This window comes from Nocardia sp. NPDC051463 (genome assembly GCF_040681975.1).
Lineage (GTDB): Bacteria > Actinomycetota > Actinomycetes > Mycobacteriales > Mycobacteriaceae > Nocardia.
The window spans coordinates 19,018-33,862 of record NZ_JBFBAB010000012.1 but is presented as its reverse complement, the minus strand read 5'-3'; the positions used below and the strand labels follow the sequence as shown (position 1 = coordinate 33,862).

Annotated in this window: 13 protein-coding genes; 7 read left to right on the top strand and 6 right to left on the bottom strand. The window is 66.1% G+C overall.

All coding sequences use genetic code 11. From position 1 onward, the window contains the following. Window positions 1-7: 7 nt before the first annotated feature. From AB0M74_RS17630 to AB0M74_RS17610, 5 genes are all read right to left on the bottom strand, one after another. Window positions 8-313 (bottom strand): acylphosphatase, encoded by a 306-nt coding sequence (locus tag AB0M74_RS17630; protein ID WP_366527308.1) that lies wholly within the window; start codon window positions 311-313, stop codon window positions 8-10. A 174-nt stretch (window positions 314-487) separates the two neighbouring features. After that, the gene (locus AB0M74_RS17625) at window positions 488-955 is read right to left on the bottom strand and encodes an OsmC family protein (protein WP_366527307.1); all 468 of its coding nucleotides are present in this window, start codon (window positions 953-955) and stop codon (window positions 488-490) included. 261 nt (window positions 956-1,216) lie between these two features. After that, a complete protein-coding gene (locus tag AB0M74_RS17620; protein ID WP_366527306.1) occupies window positions 1,217-1,924 on the bottom strand; it encodes a response regulator in 708 nt (235 codons plus the stop codon). Between the two features lie 74 nt (window positions 1,925-1,998). Further along, window positions 1,999-4,824, bottom strand: a complete 2,826-nt coding sequence (locus AB0M74_RS17615; protein WP_366527305.1) for a sensor histidine kinase KdpD — start codon at window positions 4,822-4,824, stop codon at window positions 1,999-2,001. After that, the gene (locus AB0M74_RS17610) at window positions 4,821-4,991 is read right to left on the bottom strand and encodes a hypothetical protein (RefSeq protein ID WP_366527304.1); all 171 of its coding nucleotides are present in this window, start codon (window positions 4,989-4,991) and stop codon (window positions 4,821-4,823) included. Before AB0M74_RS17610 ends, AB0M74_RS17615 begins: the two co-directional genes overlap by 4 nt. Before the next feature lie 282 nt (window positions 4,992-5,273). Here AB0M74_RS17610 and AB0M74_RS17605 point away from each other — a divergent pair, with 282 nt between their 5' ends. From AB0M74_RS17605 to AB0M74_RS17590, 4 genes are read left to right on the top strand one after another with little or no spacing between them, the layout of a single operon-like run. Further along, complete coding sequence (locus tag AB0M74_RS17605; RefSeq protein WP_366527303.1) at window positions 5,274-5,456, top strand: potassium-transporting ATPase subunit F; 183 nt, start codon at window positions 5,274-5,276, stop codon at window positions 5,454-5,456. Beyond that, window positions 5,457-7,127, top strand: coding sequence for a potassium-transporting ATPase subunit KdpA (kdpA, locus tag AB0M74_RS17600; protein ID WP_366527302.1), 1,671 nt, complete (start codon window positions 5,457-5,459; stop codon window positions 7,125-7,127). Between the two features lie 16 nt (window positions 7,128-7,143). Further along, the gene (kdpB, locus tag AB0M74_RS17595) at window positions 7,144-9,300 is read left to right on the top strand and encodes a potassium-transporting ATPase subunit KdpB (RefSeq protein WP_366527438.1); all 2,157 of its coding nucleotides are present in this window, start codon (window positions 7,144-7,146) and stop codon (window positions 9,298-9,300) included. Between the two features lies 1 nt (window position 9,301). Beyond that, window positions 9,302-10,189, top strand: a complete 888-nt coding sequence (locus tag AB0M74_RS17590; RefSeq protein WP_366527301.1) for a potassium-transporting ATPase subunit C — start codon at window positions 9,302-9,304, stop codon at window positions 10,187-10,189. A gap of 60 nt (window positions 10,190-10,249) precedes the next feature. On the opposite strand, the gene AB0M74_RS17585 is transcribed toward AB0M74_RS17590, so the two are convergent. Next, complete coding sequence (locus tag AB0M74_RS17585) at window positions 10,250-10,855, bottom strand: QsdR family transcriptional regulator (protein ID WP_366527300.1); 606 nt, start codon at window positions 10,853-10,855, stop codon at window positions 10,250-10,252. Between the two features lie 170 nt (window positions 10,856-11,025). On the opposite strand from AB0M74_RS17585, the gene AB0M74_RS17580 reads away from it, so the two are divergent. From AB0M74_RS17580 to AB0M74_RS17570, 3 genes are read left to right on the top strand one after another with little or no spacing between them, the layout of a single operon-like run. Next, window positions 11,026-12,519, top strand: coding sequence for a carboxylesterase family protein (locus tag AB0M74_RS17580; protein ID WP_366527299.1), 1,494 nt, complete (start codon window positions 11,026-11,028; stop codon window positions 12,517-12,519). Further along, window positions 12,516-13,349: an enoyl-CoA hydratase gene (locus AB0M74_RS17575; protein WP_366527298.1), complete on the top strand. Its 834-nt coding sequence runs from the start codon at window positions 12,516-12,518 to the stop codon at window positions 13,347-13,349. The genes AB0M74_RS17580 and AB0M74_RS17575 overlap by 4 nt, the downstream gene beginning before the upstream one ends. After that, the gene (locus AB0M74_RS17570) at window positions 13,342-14,841 is read left to right on the top strand and encodes an AMP-binding protein (RefSeq protein WP_366527297.1); all 1,500 of its coding nucleotides are present in this window, start codon (window positions 13,342-13,344) and stop codon (window positions 14,839-14,841) included. The genes AB0M74_RS17575 and AB0M74_RS17570 overlap by 8 nt, the downstream gene beginning before the upstream one ends. Window positions 14,842-14,845 lie beyond the last annotated feature (4 nt).

Here is a 14,845-nt window from a genome sequence, read left to right as displayed (position 1 = left end):
GCACCACTCAACGCTCCTCGAATCCGGTCAAATCGCCCCGCGGGGCGTCCCAGCTTTCCACAACGAGATCCACCCGGCCAGGCGTATGGCCGGAACGCAGCAAATCGAGCAGCCGCACGCAGTCGCGTCGCGACCCCTGGGCCACCACGTGCACTCTGCCGTCGCGGGCATTGGTCGCGTGCCCGACCAGACCGAGTTCCAACGCGCGCGCCCGAGTCCACCAGCGGAATCCGACACCCTGCACCCAGCCGTGCACCCAGGCGCTGAGCCGGGCGACCTCGGACGCTGCGTCGATGTGCGATGTTTCGCTCATCGGACCTCAGGTGTCCGTGCGACAGCCAGGCCAGCCATCCGAACCCGGCGGGCGCGGATCCGCATTGCCCGATCGAATCTCATCCTGCCTCCAGCAGCTGTCGGGATACCCGCACCGGACGATACCGATAGTCGACCCGCAATAGCCTGACCGGACACCGAGGGCCCGGCGCGCTCACCCCTCGACGTCGAAGGACAACGTCACCTTGGTGCCTGCCTTCAACGTCCGGCCGACCGTGCACACTTTGTCGATGGCGCGCTGCACGGTCACCAGCAGTCGCTCACGGGCCTGCTCGTCGAGCTCGCTGAGGTCGAGTTCGAAGACCTCGTCCAGTTGCGGATACACCTCATTCTCGCGATCGGCGTCACCGGAGACCCGAATGGTCGCGTCGAAGTTGTCGCCGAGCTTGCGAGAGAGCGGGAAGTCCGCACTCAGACCCGAGCAAGCAGCCAAGGCGATCTTCAACAACTCGCCAGGCGTAAAAGCGCCGGGCACACCCTGTGAGGCGATCAACACCTCGGCCCCGCGCGAGCTACGGCCGGTGTAGGCCCGGGTCCCGGTGCGCTCGACCCACAGGGCGGTCTCCCCGGGCGCGGTCGGTGCGGTGATCTGGGGCGCGGGTGCAACGGTCTGCTCAGACATGGTTTCGATCCTGCCATCCTCGTCGGAAACGGAGCACGCCTGGCAACGCCGCGGCACCCGCCCGCATTCCACCCCGCGCGCCACTCACACCACGCTGCGGCGTCTTTGTGTCGGGATCAGGCCCGGCGGCGGCCACCCGAAAATATGCGGATTCGCACTCCGGGTGCGCGACGCAGGACACAGCCCCGACCCGAACGCGCATCCTTCCCCAGGCGTCGGGTGCGGCCCCGCAGAAGGATGCCGTGTCTGTCGAAGCGGGGGCTACTCCTGGAACCGGTAGCCCATGCCCGCTTCGGTCAGCAGATGCTTGGGGTGCGAGGGGTCCACTTCCAATTTGCGGCGCAGCTGCGCCAAATAGACACGAAGGTAATGGGTTTCGGTGGCGTAGGACGGACCCCAGACCTCGCGCAGCAGCTCCTTGCGGCCGACGAGTTTGCCGCGATTGCGGACGAGCATTTCGAGCATGCCCCATTCGGTGGGCGTGAGGTGCACGGTCTCGCCGTTCTTGGTGACCTTCTTGGCGGCGAGGTCGACGGTGAACGAGGATGTCACCACCACCGGGTCGCCCGCTTCACCGTCGGTGGCGCCGCGTCGAACGGCGGCGCGCAGCCTGGCCAGCAGCTCATCCATCCCGAACGGCTTGGTGACGTAATCGTCAGCGCCCGCGTCCAGCGCCTCCACCTTGTCCGCCGAATCGGTGCGCGCCGACAGCACGATCACCGGCGTCTGGGTCCAGCCGCGCAGACCCGCGAGCACCTCGATACCGTCCATATCCGGCAACCCGAGATCCAGGATCACCACATCGGGATGTTTGTCGGCCGCCGCACGCAAGGCCGCCGCACCCGTCGGCGCCGTGATCACCTCGTATCCGCGCACCGACAGGTTGATCCGCAACGCACGCACGATCTGCGGTTCGTCGTCGACCACCAGCACCCTGGTCGCGGGTGGTTGCTGCTTCTTGTCGGTCATTGCGGCTTCCTGTGTCGTGGGGGCTGCGGCGCCACCGTCGACCACAGTGCCACCATCGATTACGTTCGCTGTCATCATCGGCTCCCGGCATCGCTCTCATCGGCAGGCACATCGATACGTGTCGCAAGTCGGTGATCCGGATTCCGGTCAGCGGGCGGACCACCCGGCCCGCCATCGTCGGTCGCCGGATCGGCACGCATGCCCGAGCCGACATTCATCGTCGGTTCGGCCCGCACGGCATCGTGGCTCGGCACAGCGACCTCCGATGTCGAGTCGGCCTCCGCAGATCGCCCGGCCCCTGTTCGGTCGGCGAACGCGCTCGGCCCGGGCGTCGAGGGCGGTTCGGCGGACCGGGAATCCGAGCGTTCGACCGTGGTGTGCCCGGCAGACGCGGCGTCGGCCTGCGGCCCACCGGTGTCGTCGGCAGGTAAGTCGACGAGCATTGTCAACCCGCCACCCGGCGTCGGTTCGGCGTGCACCGTGCCGCCCATGGCCTCCACGAATCCTCGTACCACCGAAAGGCCGAGGCCGACACCGGTGGTGTTGTCCCGATCGCCGAGTCGCTGGAACGGTTCGAACAGCTGCTCCTCGGTACCCGCAGGCACCCCGGGACCGGCGTCGATCACCGCGATCGAGACACGGTCACCGGTGTTTTCCGCGGTCACTCGCACGGGGGTGTCGCGCGGCGAATGGCGCAGCGCGTTATCGATCAGATTGGCGAGGACCCGTTCCAGCAGCCCGCCGTCCGCCAGCACCGAAACCTCACCGACCTCCACCTTCACCCGATCCATCGCTGCGCGCCGCAACCCGCGCGTCCCCATCCCGACGCTCACCAGCGCCCGATGCGCCACCTCATCCATGTACACCCGCCGCATTTGCGGGGTGATCACACCGACCGCCAGTCGCGATGAGTCGAGCAGATTGCCGACCAGCGCGGTCAGCTGGTCTACCGATTCCTCGATGGTTTCCAGCAATTCGGTGGTGTCCTCCGGAGAGAACTCGATGTCGTCACTGCGCAGGCTGGAGACGGCGGCTTTGGCCCCGGCCAGCGGCGTGCGCAGATCGTGGCTGACCGCGGACAACAGCGCTCGCCGCAATCGATCGGCCTCCAGCAGCGCCGCCGACGCACTCGCCTCCTCGGCGAGCCGGGACTGGCGGACCAATCCCGCGGCCTGGTTGGCGACCGCGTGGAGCACCGGCCGATCGCCCGAGTCGAGCGTTCGGCCTGCGAGTAGCAACCAACTGGTGGTGTCGCCCGCCTCGATCGCGGTCTCGGCATCGGCAACCCGCTGCGGCGGGTCGACGCCGACCGCGGCGATCACCTGGCTGCCGCAGACCATGCTGACCGCACGCAGGCCGTAGGTTTCCCGGACCTGCTCGAGCAGGTTGGGCAGATCCGCGCCGTGCAGCACCGCGCCTGCGAACATCGTCAGCAGCTGGGCCTGCCGGGAAGCCTTACGCGCCTGCCGGGTTCGCTTCGCCGCCACATCGACCAGTGCCGCCACCGCGACGGCGACGATGAGCAGCACCACCACAGTGACGAAGCTGTCGGGTTCGGCGATGGTGAGGCTGTAGCGCGGATCGGCGAAGAACCAGTTCAACAGCAATCCGGAGAACAGCGCCGAAAATGCCGCGGGGACAACGCCCCCCAACAGCGCGACCGCGACGACGCCGATGAAGAACATCGCGCTCAGACCACCCAGCTCGAGCAGGCCGTCGAGGAACACGGCGCTGACCCCGCACACGATGCCGGGCACCAGCACCGCGGCAAGCCAGGCGAGGACCGGTTGACGCGGCCAGAACGAGCGCCAGCGCAGGCCACGATTGGCCTCCTCGTGCGTCACCATGTGCACATCGATCCGACCCGACTGCTGCACCACCGCCGAACCGATACCTTCGTCGAAGATGCGCGCCCACCGCGAACGCCGGGAGGTACCGAGCACCAACTGGGTCGCGTTCACTTCGCGCGCGAATTCCAGCAGTGCCGTCGGCACATTGTCACCGGTCACGGTGTGCAGACTCGCGTCGAGACTGGCGGCAAGCTCGCGCAACCGTGCCATCCGCTCGGTCGAAACCCCCACCAACCCGTCGCCGCGCACGACGTGCACGAGCACGAGTTCGGCGCTGGACTTGGTGGCAATACGACTGGCCCTGCGCACCACGGTCTCCGACTCCGGACCACCGGTCACCGCGACGACGACACGTTCGCGTGCCTCCCACAACTCGGTGATCTTGTGATCGGCGCGGTACTTCGCGAGCGCCGAGTCGACCTGGTCGGCGAGCCACAGCAGCGCGAGCTCACGCAGTGCGGTGAGGTTGCCGGGGCGGAAGTAATTGCGCAACGCCGCGTCCACCTTCTCCGCGGCGTAGACGTTGCCGTGAGACAGTCTGCGCCGCAGTGCCTCTGGCGTGATATCGACAAGTTCGACCTGGTCTGCGCCCCGCACGACCGCATCGGGCACCGTTTCGCGCTGCTGGATGCCGGTGATCTGTTCGACCACATCGTTGAGGCTCTCCAGGTGCTGAACATTGACCGTCGAGATGACGTCCATGCCGGCATCGAGCAACTCCTCGATGTCCTGCCAGCGCTTTTCGTGCTTGCTGCCCGGCGCGTTGGTGTGCGCCAATTCGTCGACCAGCACCACTGCGGGATGCCTGCGCAGCACCGCCTCGGCGTCGAGTTCCGGGAAGCTCGACCCGCGATACTCGATCATCTTGGGCGGTATCCGCTCGATCCCGGCCAGCAATTCAGCGGTTTTGGCCCGACCGTGGGTCTCGACTACCGCAGCGACCACATCGCGGCCGCGTTCGAGCCGTCGGTGCGCCTCACCGAGCATGGCGAAGGTTTTGCCGACGCCCGGTGCCGCACCGAGGTAGATGCGCAGTTGGCCGCGTTTCACTCGTCCATCATCGCGCGTGACGGCATACCACCGGTAACCCGTAACCGGCTCGTCGCCAGGTCGTTTTCCCATGAGCGGGCTTCGCGCTCGTTCGCCGTCGCCAGCGCGCGAATGGCCAACACGCAACACACGAATCCGACGATCACCGCGACCGCGACAGCCGACATGAGCAGTCCTCTCCACAACCGGAACAGAAACCGGTTGCGCTGGATTGGTCCGCTTGGCCGGTGTTGTCGTTTCTACCTCGCTATCGCGCGATGAACTGGATCTTTACGGTGTGTTGACGGGTTGTCCTCCCACCTTGACGGCATCCTTTCACCTGCGGGGCACCCGCCCCGTAAACGAAGCGTCAATGCTCATCGACACGGCGCTAAGGACCCGTAAGGAAGCTCGGCACCAGATCAAATGGCCGCTTGACTCAGCCTGTCGCGCTCCATGAAGGGGCGCCAATGGAGGTTGTAAAAGATGTCTGTCGTGGTGTTCACGGTGCTCACCGTGGCGATCTTCGCGCTGCTGGGCCTGATCCAGCGGGGGGTGGAAAAACTGTGATCGCGAATCTGATCGGTCTGATCCTGGCCGTCCTCGTCGCGGGGTACATGGTCGCGGCGCTGCTTTTCCCCGAGAGGTTCTAGGTGAACACGACTACCGCCGCGATCGCGTTCGCGGCATCCCTGATCATCGCGCTTGCCTTGGTTCACGTACCGCTCGGCGACTACATGTTCCGGGTCTACGACAACAAGAAGCACTCACGCGCGGAGCGCGTCATCTACCGGGCGATCGGCGTCCAGCCCGAGGTCGAGCAGACCTGGGGTGTGTATGCCAGAAGTGTGCTGGCGTTCTCCGCGGTGAGTGTGGTGTTCCTGTTCTTCTTCCAGCTGATCCAGGGCAAGCTGCCATTGCACCTGAACGCTCCCGGCACGGAGATGACGCCGGCACTGGCCTGGAATACCGCGATCAGCTTCGTGACGAACACGAACTGGCAGAACTACTCCGGTGAATCGACCCAGGGACACCTGGTGCAGATGGCCGGTCTCGCGGTCCAGAACTTCGTCTCCGCCGCCGTCGGTATGGCCGTGGCGGTCGCACTGGTCCGCGGCTTCGCCCGCAGGCACACCGGCGATCTCGGCAACTTCTGGGTGGACTTGGTGAGGGGTACCATCCGCATTCTGCTGCCGATCGCCTTCGTCTTCGCGATCGTGCTGGTCGCGGGTGGCGTGATCCAGAACTTCCACCTGCACGATCAGGTCGCGCACACACTCAACGGCACCGAGCAGACCATCACCGGCGGCCCGGTGGCCAGCCAGGAGGTCATCAAGGAGCTCGGCACCAACGGTGGCGGTTTCTACAACGCCAACTCCGCGCACCCGTTCGAGAACCCGACCACCTGGACGAACTGGGTGGAGATCTTCCTGATCTTGATCATCAGCTTCTCGCTGCCGCGCACCTTCGGACGCATGGTGGGCAGCACAAAGCAGGGCTACGCCATCGTCGCAGTGATGGGCACCATCGCGCTGATCAGCACGGTGCTGCAGAACATCTTCCAGCTGGCCCACCACGGCACTGTGCCGACCGCGGTCGGCGCATCGCTGGAAGGCGTCGAAACCCGTTTCGGCGTGGCCGATTCCGCGACCTTCGCGTCCGCGACGACGCTGACCTCCACCGGAGCGGTCGACTCGTTCCACGACTCCTACACCAGCCTCGGCGGCATGATGACGATGTTCAACATGCAGCTGGGTGAGGTCGCGCCCGGCGGTACCGGCTCCGGTCTCTACGGCATGCTCATCCTCGCGGTCGTCACCGTCTTCGTCGCCGGTCTGATGGTGGGTCGCACACCGGAGTACCTCGGCAAGAAGATCACGCCGCGCGAAATCAAGCTCGCCGCTTCGTATTTCTTGATCAGCCCGCTGATCGTGCTGGTAGGGACAGCGGTGGCGATGACTATGCCCGGTCAGCGCGCCGGCATGGCCAACACCGGGCCGCACGGGCTCTCGGAGGTGTTGTATGCCTTCACCTCCGCGGCCAACAATAACGGTTCGGCGTTCGCCGGTCTGAGCGGCAACACCGAGTGGTACAACACCGCCCTCGGCCTCGCGATGGTTTTCGGCCGGTTCCTGCCGATCATCTTCGTCCTGGCACTGGCCGGTTCACTCGCCAGGCAGGGCACCACCCCCGAGTCGATCGGCACGCTCCCGACACACCGCCCGCAGTTCGTCGGCATGGTCGTCGGCGTGACCGTGATCCTGGTCGCGCTCACCTTCCTGCCCGCGCTCGCACTCGGGCCGCTCGCTGAAGGAATCCACTGAAATGACCAGACCCACTATGGAATCGACAGACTCCGCGGCCGTGTCCGAGCACTCGAAGAGGCAGATCGAACCACAGAGTGGTCGTGTCGCGCGCGGCGCGCTCGACCCCAAGATGCTGCTGACCTCCCTGCCGGACGCGGCCCGCAAGCTGGACCCACGCACCATGTGGAAAAACCCGGTGATGTTCATCGTCGAGATCGGCGCCGTCTGGTCGACCGTGCTCGCGATCGCCGACCCGACTTTCTTCGCCTGGGCGATCGTGGTGTGGCTGTGGCTCACCGTGATCTTCGCCAATCTCGCCGAGGCGGTCGCCGAGGGGCGTGGCAAGGCGCAGGCCGACACGCTTCGCAAAGCGAAGACCGACACCATTGCTCGACGTCTTGTCGATTGGTCCCCGGGCGGCCGCGTGGTCGAAACGAAGGTCGGCGCACCCGAGCTGCAGCGCGGCGACTACGTAGTCGTCGAGGCGGGCCAGATCATCCCCGGCGACGGCGACGTCGTGGAAGGCATTGCCTCCGTGGACGAGTCGGCCATTACCGGCGAATCCGCCCCGGTCATCCGGGAATCCGGCGGCGACCGCTCGGCGGTGACCGGCGGCACCACGGTGCTGTCGGACCGGATCGTCGTGAAGATCACCCAGGAGCCCGGCGCGAGCTTCATCGACAAGATGATCGCCCTCGTCGAGGGCGCCAGCCGGCAGAAGACGCCGAACGAGATCGCGCTGAACATCCTGCTCGCCTCGCTCACGATCATCTTCGTGTTCGGGGTGGTCACCCTGCAGCCGCTGGCGATCTTCGCCAAAGCGAACAATCCGGGGGTACCGGATACCTCGGCACTGGATGGGCACGGCATCGCCGGAATCGTCATGGTCTCACTGCTGGTCTGCCTGATCCCGACCACCATCGGCGCACTGCTGTCGGCCATCGGCATCGCGGGCATGGACCGGCTGGTCCAGCGCAATGTGCTGGCCATGTCGGGCCGCGCGGTAGAGGCCGCGGGCGACGTCAACACCCTGCTGCTGGACAAGACCGGCACCATCACGCTCGGCAACCGGCAGGCCTCGGAGTTCGTTCCGATGCCGGGCATTCCGGACGACGAATTGGCCAATGCCGCCCAGCTTTCCAGCCTCGCCGACGAGACCCCCGAGGGCCGCTCCATCGTCGTCTACGCCAAGCAGGCGTTCAACAAACGCGAGCGCACCCCCGGCGAGCTGACCGGCGCGACCTGGGTGGAATTCACCGCGCAGACCCGCATGTCGGGTGTGAACCTGTCCGATGGACACCAGCTACGCAAGGGCGCGGCCAGCGCGGTCGTCGAATGGGTTCGCGCACAAGGCGGGGTGGTACCCCACGAGATCGGTGTGATCGTCGACGGCGTCTCCGCCTCCGGTGGCACGCCGCTGGTCGTCGGCGAGGCCACCGACGGCAAGGCCCGACTGCTCGGGGTGATCCATCTCAAGGATGTCGTCAAGCAGGGCATGCGCGAGCGGTTCGACGAGATGCGCAGAATGGGCATTCGCACCGTCATGATCACCGGTGACAACCCGTTGACCGCCAAGGCGATTGCCGACGAAGCGGGTGTGGACGACTTCCTCGCCGAAGCCACACCGGAAGACAAGCTGGCGCTGATCAAGAAGGAGCAGGACGGCGGCAGGCTGGTCGCGATGACCGGTGACGGCACCAACGACGCCCCGGCGCTGGCGCAGGCCGATGTGGGCGTCGCCATGAACACCGGCACGTCGGCGGCCAAAGAAGCAGGCAACATGGTCGATCTGGATTCAGACCCGACCAAGCTCATCGAGATCGTGGAGATCGGCAAGCAGCTGCTCATCACCCGTGGTGCGCTGACCACGTTTTCCATCGCCAATGACATCGCCAAGTACTTCGCGATCCTGCCCGCGCTGTTCATCGTGCTGTTCCCCGGCCTCGACGCCCTGAACATTATGCGGCTGGCCAGCCCGCAGTCGGCGATCCTGTCGGCGGTCATCTTCAACGCGCTCGTCATCATCGCGTTGATTCCGTTGGCGCTGCGCGGCGTGAACTACACGCCGACCAACGCGTCGAAACTGTTGAGCCGCAACCTGACCATCTATGGCCTCGGCGGCATCGTCGCGCCGTTCATCGGTATCAAGCTCATCGACCTCCTCGTCCAACTCCTCCCCGGGATGTCCTGATATGCGTATGTCAACTTGGATTCGGCAGCATCTGGCCGGAGTGCGTGCGCTGCTCGTGCTGACCGCGATCACCGGAATCGTCTATCCGCTCGCTGTTTTCGCGATCGCCCAGCTGCCCGGCCTGAGCGACAACGCGGAAGGCTCACTGATCTCCTCCGACGGCACCGTGGTCGCCTCCAGCCTGATCGGGCAATCGTTCACCGACACCGACGGCAACGCGCTGGTGCAGTACTTCCAGAGCCGCCCTTCGGCGGCCGGTGACGGGTACGACCCGACTGCCACCGCGGCGTCGAACCTCGGTCCCGAGAGCATCGTGGACACACTGGACGCCGATCCAGCGAAGGTAAAGCCGAGTCTGCTGTCCACGGTGTGCTCACGCAGCAAGGCAGTCGGCGATCGTGAGGGGATCGACGGCGGCCGCCCGTTCTGCACGAAAGATGGTGTGGGCGCGGTGCTCTCGGTGATCGGCCCGCGCGATGCCGACGGTGATGTCTCGCATCCGGTGCAGGTCGTCAGCGTCAACCAGGCATGCCCGGCGGCGCCGTTCCTGGCCACCTACAAGGGCGTTCGGGTCGAATGCGCCGTGCCGGCTGAGGACTACTCGATCGGCCGGATCGTTCCGATCTACGGTGACGCCACCACGGGCACCCCGGTACCCTCCGACGCGATAACGGCCAGCGGCAGCGGCCTCGACCCGCACATCTCCCCCCGGTTCGCGGACATTCAAGTGGCACGAATCGCTAACGCCCGCAACATCTCCGCAGATCAAGTGCGTGAGCTCGTCGAGGCGAACACCGACGGCCGCACCTTCGGCTTTCTCGGCGAACCCCGCGTCAACGTGGTCGAACTGAACCTCGCCCTCGACAGCCGCTACCCCTTCCGCGACTGACAGCGCACACCGAAGGCCACCTCCCGGCCTGGACGGCAGGTGGCCTTCGGCCATGAGTGCTCACTGTTCACGACCGTGCAGGAGCGCTCGCAGCACGCGCTCGGCGCCGTCGGGATCCGGCGGCGCACCGACGATCGTCGGCAGATAGTGGAACGACTCGGCGACTCGCACACTCGCATAGGCGAGTTCGTCGAGCGTCAGTGTTGTCGTAATGCGCTGCTCCTCCAGGTCACGGGCGAGATAGTCCGCGACAGCGCGCACAAGCCGCGGCTGAAACCCATTGCTCGCCAGAGTGAGCAGCTTCATCGCGCGCTCGTTTTCTTCCAGCGCGAACTTGCGGGCTCCCGGCTGCATCAGGATCGACCTGAGGTAAGCGGCAAGCAGCGCGGGCACGCGCGCCCCGGGCAGATCCCGAATCCGCTCCCATTCGTCGCGCAGGGTGGCGTCGGTCAGCGACCAGATGATCTCCACCAGCAGTTCGTCGCGGCTGCCGACCCAGCGATAGAGCGTGACCCGGTTGACCGCCAGCTCGGTCGCGAGCTGGCCGACATCGAGTCGCTCCCCGCGCAAGAACTTTCGTTTCGCCAGCCGGAAAGCATCAAGCGGCTCCGGTCGCCGCTGCACCGTGTTCGACAACGCTCGCTGCAGTGGCGTGGTGTTCGTCATGTTCGAAGGCTACCCGAAATGCAACATATCTGCATCATGTTGCACTCGCGGCCATCGGAGCTGACATGTTGCACAAGTGGGACAAAATCGCATCGGCACCGCTCTTGACGTGGGCGTTTTCATGCGGCTTGATTGCAACATGCACTGACTTCCGATCAAGGATGAAACAGATGACAGAAATGTTGCACATCGTTGACACCCGGTACGGCCCGGTACGCGGACAGGCACACGGCCCGGTCCACGCGTTCCTCGGTATCCCGTATGCCACCGCCCCTGTCGGAAAGCAGCGTTTCCTTCCGCCGAGCCCACCACCGCCGTGGCGCGAACCGCGGGATGCGACCCGACCCGGACCCACCGCGGCGCGCGCGCCCTACGTACCCGCCTACGACGGCCTGGTTCCCGAGCTGTCGATCCCCGGCGACGAGCTGCTCAACCTCAGCATCTGGACACCGGCGACCGACGGTGCGCTGCCCGTTCTCGTCTGGATCCACGGGGGTGCGTTCACCAACGGATCCAACGCCCTGCCGACCTATGACAGCACGGCATTCGCCACCGGCGGCGTGGTCGCCGTCGCCGTCAACTACCGTCTCGGCGGCGAGGGGTGGCTCCATTTCGGCAGCGAGACAGTCAATCTCGGCATTCTCGATGTGGTTGCCGCGCTCGAGTGGGTGCGCGATAACATCGCGGCATTCGGCGGCGACCCGACCAGAGTGACCATCGCAGGCCAATCCGCGGGCGCCATGCTCGCCACCACGCTGACCGCTGTGCCGCGCGCTCGCGGCTTGTTCCACGGCTTGATCGCGCACTCCGGCGCCGGAGCGAACACGCTCAGCCCCGACGAGGCTCGTCTGGTGATCGACAACCTCGCCGCACACATCGGTATCGAGCCGACGCTCGCAGCCTTCGAGAAGCTCTCGATCGATGAATTGTCGGTGCATGTCCGTGACGTCTTGCATGAGGTGCAGACCGCGGCGGACCCGGCGAAATGGGGCAGGCTGGCCCTGACAATCCTGCCGTTCGCCCCGGTGGTCGACGGCTCGATCGTCACCGCGGAGCCGCTGGTCGCGATCGCGGCGGGTGCGGCGTCGGATGTCGCAATCCTGTCCGGCAGCAACGCCGAGGACGCGCGCCTGATCCTGGTCTCCTCGGGCGCGATCGACCAGATCGACGAGGCCGCCCTCGCCGCTGCGGGCACCGCCTATGGGCTGGATGTCGGTGCCGCCCTGCCCGAATATCGCCGATCCCGTCCCGAGGCGTCCCCAGGGGACCTGCTGTGCGCGGTGGTCACGGACTGGTTCTTCCGCATCCCGGCAGTCCGGCTCGCGGAGGCGCAGGCGGCAGCGGGCGGACCCATATGGGCATTCCGATTCGACTGGCGCTCACCACGTCTCGGTGGCAGGCTCGGCGCGGCACATGCCGTCGATCTGCCCTTCGTCTTCAAAACGCACACCATCGCGGAGAGTCACACCTTGGTCGGCGCCCACGCTCCCGATCAAGTCGCCGACAACCTGCACGGCGCATATCGCGCGTTCGCCACCGAGGCAGACCCGGGCTGGGCGCCCTATGACCCCGTACGCCGAACCACCGGCCTCATCGCGAACACCGTGACGATCGCGGAAGACCCGGACGCGACGGAACGACTGCTGTGGGGCGGTGTGCGATGACCGATCTGGTGCACTACGACGACAGCACCGACAAGATCGCCAGGATCATCCTCGATCGTCCCGACGCACGCAATGCACAGAACACCGAGCTCCTCTACGCCCTCAACGACGCCTTCGACCGCGCTGCGCGCGACGACGGCATCCACGTGATCGTGCTCGCAGCCAATGGTCCGCACTTCTCATCCGGCCACGATCTGCGCGAGCACGATTGGCGCGACAACATGCGCCGCCACGAGCCGGTCGGCACGTGGGCCGGCTTCGGCAGCCCCGGCGCCGAAGGGCTCATGGGGCGCGAGGAGGAGATCTACGCCGGCTTCAGCGAGCGCTGGCGCAACATTCCGAAACCGACCATCGCGGAGGTGCACGGAAAGGTGGTGGCGGGCGGTCTCATGCTGGTGTGGCCGTGCGATCTGATCGTCGCCGCCGAGGATGCCGAGTTCGTCGATAATGTCGTCGCGATGGGGGCCAACGCAGTGGAGTTCTTCAACCACCCGTGGGAGTTCGGGATCCGCAAGGCCAAGGAATTGTTGTTCACCGCAGGGACATTGAGCGCGATCGATGCCGAACGGATCGGAATGGTCAACCGCGTGGTTGCGCGGGCGGACCTCACCGAGCACACGATGGCGCTGGCCGCGACGATCGCCGCCATGCCTTTGTTCGCGCTGAAGCTCGCCAAGCGGTCGGTCAATGCCGCGCAGGACGCCCAAGGGCGACTGACTGCCCAACAGACGGCATTCGCCCTGCATCAGCTCGCGCACAGCCACAATGTCCAGGTTCACGGTGAGATCGTGGATCCGGACTTTCTCTCGAGGTTCACTCGTCGTGACTGAACTCGCGGGCCCGAGACCGCTCGGGCAGATTCTCACCGAGCTGGCCGCCGACACTCCGGAGGCCGCGGCGATCACCATGGGCGGCGAAACCTGGACAAGGCGAGACCTCGAGTCCGCCGCGAACCGCCGGGCCAGGTACTACGCCACGCTGGGCGTCGGCCACGGCGACTATGTCACCGTTGCGCTCGCCAACGGTCCCGACTTCTACGCGACAGTCTTCGCGATCTGGAAACTCGGCGCCACACCGCAACTCATCTCGCCACGGCTGCCCGCACCCGAACGCGCCGCGGTCATCGGGCTCGCGCGGCCGAGGCTGGTCATCGGCGCACCGGAGCCGGGCCTGCCCACCCTGCCCGGCGAGTACGAGGGCGGTGCCGAATTCTCCGACGCGCCGTTCGACAGCTACCCGATCGCACCAGCGTGGAAGGCGCCGACCTCTGGCGGCACCACCGGCCGCCCCAAACTGATCGTGTCCGGCCAGGACGGGCAGCTCGATATCGCGTCGCTGAACGCGATCCTGCGCCAGCGTCCCGACGACGTCCAATTGGTCACCGGACCGCTGTATCACAACGCCCCCTTCAACACCTCGTTCTTCGGGCTCATGGCAGGCCAACACCTCGTCGTGCTCCCGAAATTCGAGACCCGTGCGGCGCTCGATGCCATCGTTGACCATCGCGTCAGCTGGCTCACTGTGGTGCCGACCATGATGTCGCGCATGCTCACCGAGTTACGTGCCCGTCCGATGGCCTACGACCTCGGCTCCGTCCGTGCGCTCTGGCACATGGCAGCACTCTGCCCGCCCTGGCTCAAACGGGCGTGGATCGATCTGCTGGGGCCCGATCGGATCTTCGAAATGTATGGCGGGACAGAGAATCAGATGATGACGCTGATCGACGGCCGCGAGTGGCTCGCCCACCCCGGATCCGTCGGGCGCGCCGTCTTCGGTGAGTTCCGCGTCCTGAATTCCGAGGGTCGTGCGTGCGCACCCGGCGAGGTCGGCGAAATCTTCCTGCGGCCGCCGGAAGGCAACGGTCCGAGCTACCGCTACATCGGCGCCGAACCGCGGACCCATCCGGACTGGCCGGGGTGGGATTCACTCGGCGATCTCGGACACGTGGACGAGGCGGGGTACCTCTACCTCAGCGACCGCCGGACGGATCTGATCATCAGCGGCGGCGCCAATATATTCCCTGCCGAGGTGGAGGCCGTCGTCACCGAGTACCCCGGCGTCCGGGAATGCGTGGTCCTCGGTATGCCCGACAACGACCTCGGCGCGCGTGTACACGCCGTGGTCGAAACCGATGAGCCACTGATCGAGGCCGACATCCGGGCCTATGTCCAAGCGCGGCTCGCCCGCTACAAGTGCCCGCGCAGCTACCGCTTCAGCAACGTGCCGTTACGTGACGACGCCGGTAAGCTGCGCCGGAACGAGCTGCGCGACATCGAAGTACAGCTGACAACGAGTAGCGCCAACTCCGTTGGAATGAGCTGAACCT

Bases quoted from the DNA above. Each gene is read 5' to 3' on its own strand.
- AB0M74_RS17580 (WP_366527299.1), top strand. From the start codon at position 11,026: ATGACAGAAATGTTGCACATCGTTGACACCCGGTACGGCCCGGTACGC.
- AB0M74_RS17630 (WP_366527308.1), bottom strand. From the start codon at position 313: ATGAGCGAAACATCGCACATCGACGCAGCGTCCGAGGTCGCCCGGCTC.
- AB0M74_RS17585 (WP_366527300.1), bottom strand. From the start codon at position 10,855: ATGACGAACACCACGCCACTGCAGCGAGCGTTGTCGAACACGGTGCAG.
- kdpB (WP_366527438.1), top strand. From the start codon at position 7,144: ATGGAATCGACAGACTCCGCGGCCGTGTCCGAGCACTCGAAGAGGCAG.
- AB0M74_RS17610 (WP_366527304.1), bottom strand. From the start codon at position 4,991: ATGTCGGCTGTCGCGGTCGCGGTGATCGTCGGATTCGTGTGTTGCGTG.
- AB0M74_RS17605 (WP_366527303.1), top strand. From the start codon at position 5,274: ATGGAGGTTGTAAAAGATGTCTGTCGTGGTGTTCACGGTGCTCACCGT.
- AB0M74_RS17625 (WP_366527307.1), bottom strand. From the start codon at position 955: ATGTCTGAGCAGACCGTTGCACCCGCGCCCCAGATCACCGCACCGACC.
- AB0M74_RS17590 (WP_366527301.1), top strand. From the start codon at position 9,302: ATGCGTATGTCAACTTGGATTCGGCAGCATCTGGCCGGAGTGCGTGCG.
- AB0M74_RS17575 (WP_366527298.1), top strand. From the start codon at position 12,516: ATGACCGATCTGGTGCACTACGACGACAGCACCGACAAGATCGCCAGG.
- AB0M74_RS17620 (WP_366527306.1), bottom strand. From the start codon at position 1,924: ATGACCGACAAGAAGCAGCAACCACCCGCGACCAGGGTGCTGGTGGTC.